Origin of the sequence: Paenibacillus lentus, from assembly GCF_042714055.1 — a bacterium.
GTDB lineage: Bacteria > Bacillota > Bacilli > Paenibacillales > Paenibacillaceae > Fontibacillus > Fontibacillus lentus_A.
This window is the reverse complement of record NZ_JBHGVC010000008.1, coordinates 142,952-155,681: the sequence shown is the minus strand read 5'-3', so window position 1 is coordinate 155,681 and position 12,730 is coordinate 142,952. Positions and strand designations below refer to the sequence as shown.

General features: G+C 47.0%; 12 protein-coding genes and 2 tRNA genes. 5 read left to right on the top strand and 9 right to left on the bottom strand.

All coding sequences use genetic code 11. From position 1 onward, the window contains the following. The first annotated feature begins 330 nt into the window (after window positions 1-330). The 4 genes from ACE3MQ_RS18625 to ACE3MQ_RS18610 all read left to right on the top strand — a co-directional run bounded on the left by ACE3MQ_RS18625 (window position 331) and on the right by ACE3MQ_RS18610 (window position 2,767). Window positions 331-404 (top strand) — tRNA-Arg (locus ACE3MQ_RS18625). Between the two features lie 585 nt (window positions 405-989). Next, window positions 990-1,457, top strand: a complete 468-nt coding sequence (locus ACE3MQ_RS18620; RefSeq protein WP_379395387.1) for a hypothetical protein — start codon at window positions 990-992, stop codon at window positions 1,455-1,457. Between the two features lie 232 nt (window positions 1,458-1,689). Beyond that, the gene (locus tag ACE3MQ_RS18615; protein WP_379395385.1) at window positions 1,690-2,271 is read left to right on the top strand and encodes a thioredoxin family protein; all 582 of its coding nucleotides are present in this window, start codon (window positions 1,690-1,692) and stop codon (window positions 2,269-2,271) included. Window positions 2,272-2,275: 4 nt separating this feature from the next. Next, window positions 2,276-2,767, top strand: coding sequence for a glutathione peroxidase (locus ACE3MQ_RS18610; RefSeq protein WP_379395503.1), 492 nt, complete (start codon window positions 2,276-2,278; stop codon window positions 2,765-2,767). 124 nt (window positions 2,768-2,891) lie between these two features. Here the strand turns inward: ACE3MQ_RS18610 and ACE3MQ_RS18605 are convergent, their stop codons facing one another. Together ACE3MQ_RS18605 and ACE3MQ_RS18600 are read right to left on the bottom strand one after the other, a co-directional pair. Continuing rightward, window positions 2,892-3,563, bottom strand: coding sequence for a hypothetical protein (locus ACE3MQ_RS18605; protein ID WP_379395383.1), 672 nt, complete (start codon window positions 3,561-3,563; stop codon window positions 2,892-2,894). Further along, entirely contained in the window at window positions 3,560-3,904 is a 345-nt protein-coding gene (locus tag ACE3MQ_RS18600; protein ID WP_379395381.1) for a PadR family transcriptional regulator, read from the bottom strand. Before ACE3MQ_RS18600 ends, ACE3MQ_RS18605 begins: the two co-directional genes overlap by 4 nt. 187 nt (window positions 3,905-4,091) lie before the next feature. Between ACE3MQ_RS18600 and ACE3MQ_RS18595 the strand changes: the two genes are divergently transcribed. Continuing rightward, entirely contained in the window at window positions 4,092-4,469 is a 378-nt protein-coding gene (locus tag ACE3MQ_RS18595) for a PilZ domain-containing protein (protein WP_379395379.1), read from the top strand. A gap of 195 nt (window positions 4,470-4,664) precedes the next feature. On the opposite strand, the gene ACE3MQ_RS18590 is transcribed toward ACE3MQ_RS18595, so the two are convergent. The 7 genes from ACE3MQ_RS18590 to ACE3MQ_RS18560 form a co-directional block, all read right to left on the bottom strand. Further along, complete coding sequence (locus tag ACE3MQ_RS18590; RefSeq protein WP_379395377.1) at window positions 4,665-7,097, bottom strand: hypothetical protein; 2,433 nt, start codon at window positions 7,095-7,097, stop codon at window positions 4,665-4,667. Window positions 7,098-7,128: 31 nt separating this feature from the next. Further along, entirely contained in the window at window positions 7,129-7,968 is an 840-nt protein-coding gene (locus ACE3MQ_RS18585; RefSeq protein WP_379395375.1) for a carbohydrate ABC transporter permease, read from the bottom strand. Beyond that, window positions 7,968-8,906 (bottom strand): carbohydrate ABC transporter permease, encoded by a 939-nt coding sequence (locus ACE3MQ_RS18580; RefSeq protein WP_379395373.1) that lies wholly within the window; start codon window positions 8,904-8,906, stop codon window positions 7,968-7,970. The genes ACE3MQ_RS18585 and ACE3MQ_RS18580 overlap by 1 nt, the downstream gene beginning before the upstream one ends. Before the next feature lie 100 nt (window positions 8,907-9,006). Continuing rightward, a complete protein-coding gene (locus ACE3MQ_RS18575) occupies window positions 9,007-10,329 on the bottom strand; it encodes an ABC transporter substrate-binding protein (RefSeq protein WP_379395501.1) in 1,323 nt (440 codons plus the stop codon). 185 nt (window positions 10,330-10,514) lie between these two features. After that, window positions 10,515-11,552, bottom strand: coding sequence for a LacI family DNA-binding transcriptional regulator (locus ACE3MQ_RS18570; RefSeq protein WP_379395371.1), 1,038 nt, complete (start codon window positions 11,550-11,552; stop codon window positions 10,515-10,517). Between the two features lie 356 nt (window positions 11,553-11,908). Then, window positions 11,909-11,982 (bottom strand) — tRNA-Arg (locus ACE3MQ_RS18565). 306 nt (window positions 11,983-12,288) lie between these two features. Continuing rightward, a complete protein-coding gene (locus ACE3MQ_RS18560) occupies window positions 12,289-12,708 on the bottom strand; it encodes an OsmC family protein (RefSeq protein WP_379395369.1) in 420 nt (139 codons plus the stop codon). Window positions 12,709-12,730: the final 22 nt, after the last annotated feature.

Below are 12,730 nucleotides of genomic sequence, written 5' to 3'. Positions count from 1 at the left end.
ATTTGATAGTAATCCAATGTTTTTGGAAATAGAACGATGTTGTCCTTTTCATCGGGTCGAGAATTGCTGATATGCGCAACCTCCTTTGTCCGTATTTTCAATTAATTGAGATTATAGCATAGACGTATTCGAGATAAAAATACTTGTATTGATTCCCTGCTTCGCGCATTTGCTTATTTCTTAAATTTGAAGCTTTTGAACGGCAGTTGCTGAGGAATAAAGGACAAATCACTGCAGCTATTAATGAAGGAATATTTTATTTCATTTCACTATTGATTCATAGCGCTAGCTGTGATAAAATATTTTTTGCTTGCGTTTTTAATATTTTTTGTCCCAGTAGCTCAGCTGGATAGAGCAACGGCCTTCTAAGCCGTCGGTCAGGGGTTCGAATCCCTTCTGGGACGTAGTCAAAACTCTCTATTAGGAGAGTTTTTTGCGTTTCCCAGAGGATGAGAACCCCTTAGGGGTTCGTCGAAGTGAGACCGCCACGCGCAGCGGAAGGACAAACGGAGTCTCGCGCTCGGAGCGCGAGTATCCCTTCTGGGACGTATAAGTAACTCTCCAGCGGGAGAGTTTTTTGCGTCCAGGGGATGAGAACCCCTCAAGGGGTTCGTCGAAGTGAGACCGCCATGCGTAGCGGCAGGACGAACGGAGTCTCGCGCTTGGAGCGCGAGTATCCCTTCTGGGACGTATTAGCAACTCTCCATCGGGAGAGTTTTTTTGCGTCCAGGGGATGAGAACCCCTCAAGGGGTTCGTCGAAGTGAGACCGCCAGGCACTGCAGCAGGACAAACGAAGTCTCGCGCAGGAGCGCGAGTATCCCTTCTGGGACGTATTAGCAACTCTCCATCGAGAGAGTTTTTTAAAAAATATTTATCGACAACATTCGTTAAAAAACAGCAAAATTTTAAAATCGTCCTCCTACAAAAAAATCCCATTCCTTCCGATATAAACGAAGATACACTATCAAATTAATTGAGGAGGAAGATGATGCGTTACAGTATTTATCCCACAGGCTTTGCCAATCAAACGCTAGAAATCGTTACTTCTGGGTTTGGCGGTAAAGCCCGACTTTTTGTGAACAATCAAGAAGTCACCACGAAAAAGAAACAACCTATGATTTTACGGCGGGATGACGGACAGGAGGTTGAAGCCGCTTGGAAAAGGGACTTGTTCGGAATTGACGTACCGAATCTGGTTGTCGACGGCACCATCATCGAGGTAACCAAACCACTGCCTGCCGTTGCCAAGATATGGTGCTTCTTGCCATTAATATTCATCTTTATAGGCGGTGCAATCGGTGCTTTAATCGGTATACTGACCGCTACAGCCAATGTCAGCGTATTTCGGTTACCTACTAATATTGCGGTGAAAATCATACTAACCCTATTAATTAGCTTAACCGGTACGGCGCTGCTATTATTCCTGGCAAGCACCCTTAGTGCTCTTCTTCAATGAACGGATCTTGATCATATGAATGGAGCTCTTAAAAGCTTTTTTACATAGAATAAACGGCGAGTTTTTTCGACTAAAATCAACATTTACAATGTCGAAGGACTCGCTTTTCATTTGCTTTTCAATTATGCAGATTAAGCAAAATGAAGTACAATATAGACGTCTGACTGTTTACCAGCTCTGCTCATGTTTAAACGCAATCTATCAAATGAATTGATAAGGAGGTACGTATTACATGAGTTTTACGTTACAGCTTGGAGCTCAGGCTCCGGATTTTGAACTTAAGGCAACTGATGGAGCTCTGTATTCATTGGACAGCTTCGCCTCGGCCGATTACTTGGTAGTCTTTTTCACTTGCAATCATTGTCCTTATGTCGTCGGATCCGATGAAGTGACCCGCCAAACGGCGGAAAAATTCAAGGACAAGGGCGTGGCCTTTGTTGGCATTAATGCGAACAGCGAGAACACGCATCCAGACGATTCCTTTGAACATATGATCATCAGAATGGAAGAGCACCGATTCCCTTGGGTATATCTTCGGGACATGGATCAAGACGTAGCCAGAGCTTATGGCGCGCTTCGCACCCCACACTTCTTTGTATTTGATCAGCAGCGTCGCCTCGTTTATACGGGCCGTGGAGTGGACAACCCTCGCGAAACTGCCAAAATGACGACCAACGACCTAGAAAGAGCTCTAACCGAACTTACCTCCGGCCAGCCTGTTAGCGTGCCTCTAACGAATCCGCTAGGCTGCAATGTGAAATGGGAAGGACAGGATGCCCACTGGATGCCAGCGGAAGCCTGTGATCTGGTATAACGCGATGACACAGCTATATGATTTTGAAGTTCGAACCATTGATGGAGAAACTACGACTCTTGAACAATACAAGGGGAAGGTCTTGCTCATCGTCAATACGGCGAGCGCTTGCGGACTGACGCCGCATTATAAAGGATTGCAGCATTTATACGATACGTATGGCGATCAGGGACTGGTCGTCCTCGGCTTCCCCTGCAACCAATTTGCCGGGCAAGAGCCGGGCACGGAAGAAGAAATCAAGGATTTCTGTGATTTGAACTATCAAATAACCTTCCCGCTCTTCGCTAAAATCGACGTCAAAGGCGACAATGCTCATCCGTTGTACGATTATCTAGTCAACCATGTTCCTGCTCCTTACCGAACCGGGGATATCGAATGGAATTTCGTCAAATTCCTTGTTGACCGTAACGGTAATATACTGAAGCAATACAGCGCACGGACTGAGCCTTCGGCCCTAGAGGAGGATATCCGGAAAACGCTTTCTACCACCGGGTAACCGGTGCAGCGCAAGAGGTTGTTCAAAGAGTACAGCTCTTCTGGACAGCCTCTTTGCTTTTTTCGCTTTCTTTTTCAAAATCAATGTAGCCGTGCCCCCTATATATAGAAGATATTATTTGATCCTATGATTTAAATGCCTTGCTTATAAGTTCTGTGATCAATTTCCACGTCATGGAACCCGAGGAGTCAAGCTTATGAGTCACTTTACCGAACGCTTCTGCGCCAATTGCGACCTGGCCAACCGCTATTCCGCCAAGTGTAATCAGCCCGACTGAAATGCCTCCTATGGCAGCCGTGCCAATCGCTATTCCGCCCATAGCTAATAAAGCCGCTATTGCCAGCCCTCCAAAAGAGCAAAGTCCAACCGACACGCCGCCTAAACAAATGCCTCCAAACGCAATTCCGCCAAGGGAGATGCACCCAATCGATACGTCCCCTACAGCAATAATTCCTCGGGCTACCCCGGGACGATTGCCATACCATCTTCTGGTCTTCACATGAATCCATGGAACGCCAAACAAGGTAGACTTTGAACGATACTCAAAATAGGGTGACTCCTCGTACATTGCATTCGTAAATTTCGGCACAGTTGTATCCAAGTTCTCCATATACTCCTTTGCCATTTCAGCAGGACTTCCAAGACTGGAGAGAACATAATCCACATCCCTCGAGGATACGTAAGCAGTTCTCTCATTCAATGAGGCAATGAGGTCTTCCCGAATTCTGAGTTTGACCTGGCGATCGGCCCGAATATGAAGCAGTACTTGATTAACGTAATTGTCGATTTTGTTCATAAAATATCTTCCTCCATCACCTGTTTAATGGAACCGAAGAACAGAGCCAATTCCTGCCGCATTTCTGCGGATCTCCGCTGTCCGGAGTCGGTAATCCTGTAATACTTCCTCCTAACACCCCGTTTGCCATCATCCCGCTCCCAATAGCTCTCGATATGGCCGGAATCCTCCAGCCGGTACAGAACCGGATAGAGCGTGCCTTCCTTCATCTTAAAATATCCATGGCTGCGAATATCAAGCTCGTTAATTAATTGGTAGCCGTATAGATCCGATCGGCTCAGCAAATGCAACACGAGAATTTCCAGGACACCCTTCTTCAACTGGCTGGCCGTATCGCTCATTCCATCACCTTACTTTGCATAGTATTTAGTATTGCTAAGTATATAATTACACTAAGCTTTTATATTGTCAATAACTTCCTTGTCATTCCGCTGTTCCCAGACGAATTAATTATTTAAGCAAAAACATATCATTTACCTTAAATATCCTATATAATCGGATATATTTCCTATTACGGAGGATGTAACAATGACAACACGAAGAACGGAGCCCTTCCGTTATTCTATGAAAACACCCTTGCCATGCTGGATAGAAATCAGGGAAATCAACGATATTACTGTTACTAGTAAATTAGCAGAAGTCGAGCTGCTCGATATTAGCAAATCGGGATGCCGAATTCAGTCCAAGCTGGATCTTCGTGCCTCCACCCATCAGATTCGTGCTACAGTACATATTCGTTTAAACGAGGATCTGCATAAGTTCCCTGGCAGTATTCGCTGGCAAAGGGAATATGAAAACTCCGTGTTCCACTATGGACTCTTGCTCGATTTGACCGATGAGATGAAAGAAAGCCTCAATATCGAGCTGCGAATCTTAGCAGCCTCTCAGCGTATCGTGGTGCTGTAATTTACAAGAAAAACATCTATCGGCGTACATTCAAAGAAGACAGACCACATTTAATGTTTTTTTGCGATATAAGGAAGCGGAGCCTCCGAAACATATACTTTCTTATATTTATATAAACAGCAGCAGCCGTAAATCCTATTTGATCTACGGCTGCTGCTATTGTTATCTGTGGTCTAAGCGCCTTCAGCGCTTCGTTCATTGTTCAACTTCATGTACGGCTTCCAGTACTGACAGCTTTCCTTCCCAAAGCCGAGCCCGTCTGAGCACCTCCCCCTTATTCGCCTGAAGCACCAAACCTTCTTCCAGAACGACGTATTTCATGGGATAAGCCGCATAGCTCGTTATAATCCAGCTATCCCCATCCCTTACAACATATCCGTTAACACAGCGCAGCTTCCCTTGCGGATCGCGATATAGGTAGGTTGTCGTGCCAAATCCGAGCAGATAGGCTACTAGCTCTTCCCCCATGTCCCAATCGTCGCCTGTCGCATTGGAGAACAGGGAAGCAAATAGCGGGTCGCTCGCGTCCCGAAATACAGATTGCCCGAATCGATCATGCGACAGGGAAGGCATATTCAAATTCGGGGCAGCCACGCTATAAGTAGAGGCAGCTTCTCCCGGTTCCAGGCGCCGTGGTGTGGAGGTGACGTTCCAGTCATAGCAATTAAAGACAGCCATTGTCGAGCGATACGCGGCCTCCAAATACTGCGGGTTTCCAAGATGTTCATAGGCTACCCGTGAAGAGGCGGCAACGAGTCCTCCCCACAAGGAATGGATCATATACGACAACGCTTCCCACCAGCGATCAGGGTTTTGCGCCCGATAATCGTTGCTAAAGCCGATATTGGCAAGGATCAGTTGTCCATATCGCTCCGCTTCCTCCGTCAATCCAACGGAGAGTAACGTCTCGCACGTTGGGCCGAAGCCGGCATTATCATAGAAATGCTCCGTAATGGCTCCGGCAAACGGTTCTGATTTCCTTTCCAGCCCTTCACCAAACTCTTTCCACAGCCGGGTCAAACGCTGATGCCACTCCAGCAGGCCAGCTGCCGATAAATCCTTGAGCAAATCGTCGATATATAATATAAACACGCCACTCAAGCCTGTTTCATCCTTCTCCCTCTGGCCTTGGTGACAATCCGGATTCAAGCGAACAGAAAGCACCTCTGCCGCCCATTGCAAATAGGTTTGCGGCGTATTCAGCTTCAGCAGTGGAGCCTCGATGCGGGAGAGCAGGTAAAATACGTGGGCGATATAATCCAGGTCAAAAATACGATAGAAGCTTCCATACAACGCCCGCGGCTTGAGAAAGTTACCGTGCTCGAACCAGTGACGCTTCATATCGAATACAGCGGAAGCTTCCGCTTTTTCGACTTGCTCGGAAACCGGGGTCGTCAAACTATTTTTCATGAGCAAAAAGGTTAGCTTTCCTAACGATTCCCCTTGATTGGATAGAGGTAGAAACGCATGCGGCCTTCCCATTTTGCCCTCAGCATCATAATTGTTACGGCACAGCCACTCCGCTCGCTTCTCCAGAATACGGTCGATGGGTACAAGTACGTTCCATACCAAGATATCTTTCCGTCCGTCCTTCAACAACAGCTCAAGCTTATGCTCACCCGGCTCCGTTCGCTGCAAGGCAGACTTGAATAAACGGCGCTGCTGATCTTCCACGAAATAAGCGGTAACGTCCTGCTCCTGAACGGCCCCGCCATCGGGTGGCGAAGTAAGCAGCCTGACCTGCTGCAACTGCTGGCCAGACGGAAGCTCCAGCTCGGCTTGAAACAGCCCGCCTGACGTTAGCACTGGAGTATACGTCCAACGAGGATGTCCGTGCTCTAAAGCACGCTGATAAAAATCCTCCTGATCATCACAAGTAGCAAATACATACTCCCATTGCATGCGCTGCCCAGCTTCCAAAATAAGCGGATGATATGCATCTCTATAAATCCAGTCGACTGCTGCCGATTCTGGCATCGAGCTGCCATCCTCTATAAGCGATAATCGATGAAACAGCAGCCCGTCTAGTGATGGCGATACCTGCTCCAAAAAACGGTTTTCATATCTGCAAAATGAACCGAACGCCGCCGTGCGGCCTTTTATTCCGTAAATACCGAGATGTGGCGCCTCATTGCTGCGCCGGATTGCCGCAAACTTGGAGAAGTCTCCTCCCATATGCGCAAATACAGCGCATGATTGCCGGATGTTACGCAGCACATCGTCATCGCGGAACATCACGTAGGCTAATGAGAACCAAACATGGAACCCGTCGATCCGCAATGGCTCCCCCGTCCGATTAATGCCTTCGATCCCCCAGCGAATTTGCTCCTCTTCAAGCCAGTAAGTAAGGGAGATCGTGAAACCGTCTGCGTCAAAGGAGATTACTGCACTGTGGTCATTATCCTGTACAATGGTTGGGATCAAATCAAAGCTATTGACCGTACGGCCATTCACTACCGCTGTCCATTCCCCGAACAGCTTATCCTTATCGTCATAGCCAACCTCTGCCAAATAGGCAGGGTCGACGACCCAGTTCATAGCGTTCGGATCGTCCTTCATAAACAGAGACTTTACCGCTCCACGCTCTGTAAAGGCAAGTTCAAACCTTGGATTGCTCAGTATGTTCATATGTCTCCACCCCTCAGTCTTGTCATCTTTATCATTTTTTGACTCCGCTGAGCGAAATGCCCCCTAGAATAAGATTTTGCGTAAAATAGAACAGTGTTGCCGGGAACAGAACCGATAAACAGGATACGGCCATCAATTTTTCGTATTCAATATTGAAGGCATTCTTAAATAAGTTAATTCCGAGCGGCAGCGTATACATACTCTGGTCGTTAATAAAAATAAGCGGTGTTAAAAATTCGTTCCAGCACCAGACGAAATGGAATACTCCGATAACGACCACGATCGGGCGGCATAATGGCAAAATGATGCTCCAATAAATTTGCCAGCGGTTGCATCCGTCAATTTCGGCCGCTTCGTCCAAATCACGCGGAACGCCCATAATGAATTGCCGGGCCAAAAAGATGAAAAACGCAGAGCCAAACGCCCCCGGCAAAATCATGGGCCAAAGCGTATTAATGAGCCCCATCTTGTTGTATTGAATATATAGCGGAATGGCCGTCACATCCCAAGGAATGACCATGGTGCCGATTACAAATAAAAACAAAGCATTTCTGCCCCAGAAATTGATCCGGGCAAATCCGAAAGCAACCATCGTCGCGGATAGCATAGCAAACGGAGTCGAAACAGCAACTACGATTAGCGTGTTAAGAAGAAATCGTCCAAACGGCTGAGCTTTCCAAGCATCGGCAAAGTTATGCAGCTGCAAATTTGTTGGTATAAGCTCCGGCTTTGGTGTAAATATGTCCTCCGGCGCTTTCACCGCAGTGGACAGCATCCAGGCGATCGGAAAGAGGAAAGCTGCTGCACAGAGCACGATTAAAACCAAAACCAGGATAGATTGGAACCGTTTTTTGCTCTCTATCGCGTGCATTAGCGACCACCTCCGTCGTCTTCATAATGAACCCAGTATTTAGACGATGCCAGAACAAGCCCCGTCAACAGCACGATTAGAATGAACATCACCCAAGCCATAGCGGAAGCATATCCCATTTTAAAGTGGGTGAATGCGTTGCGATATACATGCAAGGAATAGAAATACGTTGAGTTCGCCGGCCCGCCGCCCGTCAGCACGAATGCAAGCACGATCGTTTGAAAGGCCGATATAAGGCTTGTCAAAATATTAAATAAAATCGTTGGCGTAATGAGCGGTATCGTAATGTTAAAAAATTTGCGAATCGGCCCCGCCCCATCAATGTCGGCGGCCTCATAATATTCGGAGGATACCGAGCGAAGTGCTGACAGGTATAGTACCATCGGGGAACCGACGCCCCATAAAGCAATGAATATGAGTGCGTACAAAGCAACGTTGGGATCGGTCAGCCAATGTACCCGTGGAAGCCCGACGAGCTCCAGCATGTAATTGACAGGGCCAAAATCGTCGTTCAGCATCCAGCTAAAAATTAGAGCCAACGTTACCCCTTGAATTAAGGATGGCAAATAAAAAATCGATCTAAAAAATTTAATGCCGTACGTGGCCCGATTCAGCAGGACAGCGATTAAAATCGCAAATATGACCTGCAGCGGCACCATGATGAATACATACTTAAACGTCACGATCATCGATTTAAAATAAAAGGGATCGCTAGTAAACATATGAATGTAATTTTCAACACCGATAAATTTCGGGCTGCCGACCATATTCCATTCCGTGAAGCTGATTCCCAAGGAGAACACCATGGGGCCGAACATCAGTAGAAGAAAGCCGATTAGCCACGGAGAGATAAAGAATAAACCTGCCGCATTCTCCCGAAGTCTTTTCCGTCTGAAGGAACGTTTCATCAAAGCCTGATCTGCGCTGGATTGTGCCATGTTGTAGTCATCACCTCAATTTGAGGAGAAGGGGAAGCGACTCAGCCTTTCGCCTGTAGCCTCCCATCCTTCCATTACTGTAAATCCGTACTTCAACCCGTTATTTCAAAACTGACTGAGCTTGCTTAGCCGCATCATTCAAAGTGCTCTGGATGTCCGCATTATTATAGAAAATAGCCTGCACCCCGGCACGGATCATATCTTCAGCTTCACTCCATCTCTCATTCCGCATGCTCGCAATCAGCTTGTCGCTGCCTTCCAATTCTTTAGCGAACGCTTCCAAATAAGGATCCTTTGCGTAACCGTTCTCTTCGTCTATGGAAATGACCGGGGAGAAAGTGAATTTATTTGCTGAAATGATTTTGATTCCTTCCTCGCCCGACATGAACTTGATTAATTCCCAAGCGGCTTCTTTGTTCTTGCCGGACTTCGGCATGGAGTAGCCTGAGGTATGGATAATACCTTTCAAGCTGCCTCCCTCCGGCAGCGGATGCGTAACGGTGCCAATATCTAATTTGCCTTCCTTCAGAATGTCCCCGAGCGGCCACATTCCGTTGTCAAACATCGCGATTTGTCCGGTCTGGAACGATTCCAAGCCGTTATTGGTGCTGAATTTACCGGCTGAGTTAATTTTTGAGGATGCATCATACAGCTGTTTCAGGAACGTCATGGTTTCCACATTTTCAGGACTGTTCAATACTCCTTCAACCGTTTGTCCATCCTCGCTCACCATATCTCCGCCATTGCTCCAGACATAGGGCTGCATCGTCATAACATCATCCGGCGTCATAATAAAACCATATTGTCCAGGTTTGGTCAGCTTCTGAACGGTATCAACAAACTCATCCCATTTCCAGCCGTCTTGCGGATAAGGTACGCCTGCCTCATCAAACAGCTTCTTGTTGTAGTAAATTGCCCGTGTGGAGTAAGTTGTCGGGAGCCCCCACAATTTCCCCTCATATTTCATATAATCCATTAAGATCGGATAATATTTGCCCAGATCGTAGCTATCCTTGTCTACCCAGGATTGCATATCTTCCAAAGCTCCGCCCGGCACATACAGCGGATAGTTCCAGGCCATAAACACATCAGGAGCAGTATCTGACGCAAGCGATGTCAATAGCTTCTGATCGTAGTTATCCGGTACGGATTCAACCTTGACTTTAATGTTAGGGTGCTTTTCCATAAAAGCATTAATTGCATTCTGGTAAGGCTGAAGCGTCTGTCCGGAATCCCAGGTCATAAAACGAAGCGTTACCTCGTTTCCTTCCGTTCCTTTATTCCCTCCATTAGCAGATGGGTTGGCACCGCTTTCAGTTTTGCCGCCGCAGGCAGACAGCAAACCGAGACACAGCACAGCTACCAGGGATAGCATAAACCACTTTGTTTTCCCGATTTTGACCTTGCTTGTACTCTTGCTCATTTTCACATTGACCCCTCCTTAATGTGTGTGCATATATATGTGAGCTTGTAAGGGGAAGCTGTAGCATCAAATGACCTGAAAATCCAGATTCTACGGCCCTCCGCTGACAAGTTGTCACCATTCGGTCAAGAATTTAAACGTTTAGATTATATTGGAAAAAGAGAAGCTGGCACGAAAGATGGCTATCATTTCTTCGGGGCAGCTACAGAATCACGCTCAATCAAGCGACATACCGGCATTTTCATAGGCTCGCTTTTCTTCCCGCGCATAAAATCATGGAGAACCTCCATTGCACGATAGCCCATTTCATGCAGGGGAATATCCATCGTTGTAATTCGAGGAGTCAAATAATCGCTAAATTCCCGATTATCAAATCCGATTACGGATAAATCCGCCGGTACCTTCACACCTGCTTCATTTGCCGCTTCAAGAACTCCGACAACCATGACGTCATTCATAGATACAATCGCTGTTGGCGGCTCCGGCAAGGCCAGCAATTCCATTGTTAATCGGTACCCGGATTCCCGCTCCCAATCCCCCATCTTTATATATAGCGGATCAAAGGGCAGCTCAAAATCCGTTACGGCTTTATAATATCCGTTCAACCGAAGACGAGATGGAATCGAATCCATCAAACCGCTGATAATAGCGATTCGTCGATGTCCCTTCTGAACCAAATAGGACATCGCTTCATAGGAAGCCTGTTCGTCGTTATATTGGATCGCCACATCGTCCTGGGTATACCCGTAGGTGTAAACGATCGGTTTGCCCTCCGTATCGATTAATCCACTCAGATCCCGGGTATGTACGCCGATATAGATGATCCCGTCCACTTGCTTGCTGAGAAGCTCGGATACAGCGCTTGTAGCATATTTTCTGTACTTCTCTACGCTGTCAAAATCGCGGCCAATTCGCTTATCCAAACGGAGGTTCGTCAGCAAAATATGCAGATCGTGACGGTCGCCGTAATCGTTAATACCATCGATAATTTCCGGCGTATTGAATACGGTGACGTCTTCGGCAATAACACCGATCGTGTTGGTACGTCTCCTCTTTAGGCTTTTTGCAATATCGTTAGGCTTATAGTTAAGCTCTTCGATTACCGCTAATACCCGTTCACGCGTTTTCGGACGAACATTCCGAGTACCATTCAGGACGTAGGAGACGGTGGCTGTAGACACATTCGCTTTGGCTGCAATATCTTTGATGCTAATGTTAGACATACTCCACCTCCTCAAATTAGTAAATCTCGATTAAAATCTAAACGTTTAGATTTATATTTTTTATACCATATCCTCTATCTATCTGCAAGCGTTTTCTTATGAAAAGATAAAAATTATTTCGCCCCAAGCCAAGGTATTATGCTTAGAGGTGTGGATATTTGGGGTTCTCATCCCCTGGACGCAAAAAAACTCTCCAAAGGAGAGTTACTTATACGTCCCAGAAGGGATACTCGCGCTCCAGGCGCGAGACTTCGTTCGACCTGCCGCTCCGCACGGCGGGCTCACTTCGACGAACCCCCAAGGGGTTCTCATCCCCTGGGAAACGTAAAAAACTCTCCAAAGGAGAGTTTTGGCTACGTCCCAGAAGGGATTCGAACCCCTGACCGACGGCTTAGAAGGCCGTTGCTCTATCCAGCTGAGCTACTGGGACACATTTTGACGCAACAGTATTATTATACCGCATTGAGCCTTTTTTTCAAGACCTTAAACGGATATATCTATTGTTTCGGAGCAATTTTAATCAGCAATCAGGAGTGCAGAAGATACCCATCGTCGCAGCACTTTTTTTAAGTGTCCTGACTATGGGTACCTGTGCACCTCATCTATCCGGCCCGGGCTTAAGCTTCGTATCTGGTTCCGGCTCTCGAACCAGCCTTGGCTCCAGCTCCGTCTCCTGATCCGGCCTACAGCTCTAATTCACACCGAGGCCGGCTCAACTCCAGATCCGTCATCTCTCTTACTTAAACACCTCTACACCATTCAGAATGAGTCTGTGTGTAATGACCGCATTCAGCGAATCCGATACGGAACAATACTTCATCGTTCCGAGTTCAATGGCCTTCCAAATCCGGTAATCCGGGATATCGCCGTCTACCTTGAAGATCAGCTCGATCGAAGCAAAGCCCTTTGGAGGCTCTTCCTTGCGGACTCCGTTCGTTACAATCTCAATTTTATCAATGGAGGACAGGAAGTTCTCCAGAATCATCGTTACATCGATGCCAATGCAACCCGCCAAGCTGGCTAACAGTACCTCAACGGGAGAAGCTCCATTGCCTTCTCCCCCCCATTGTGGAGTGGCGTCCATATTCACTGTGTAGCCGGAAGGACCTGCTGCTTGGAAAAATCTTTTACCCTGCCATGTTGTCGTTACTTGCATGTTGTTTACCTACTCTCTTTGT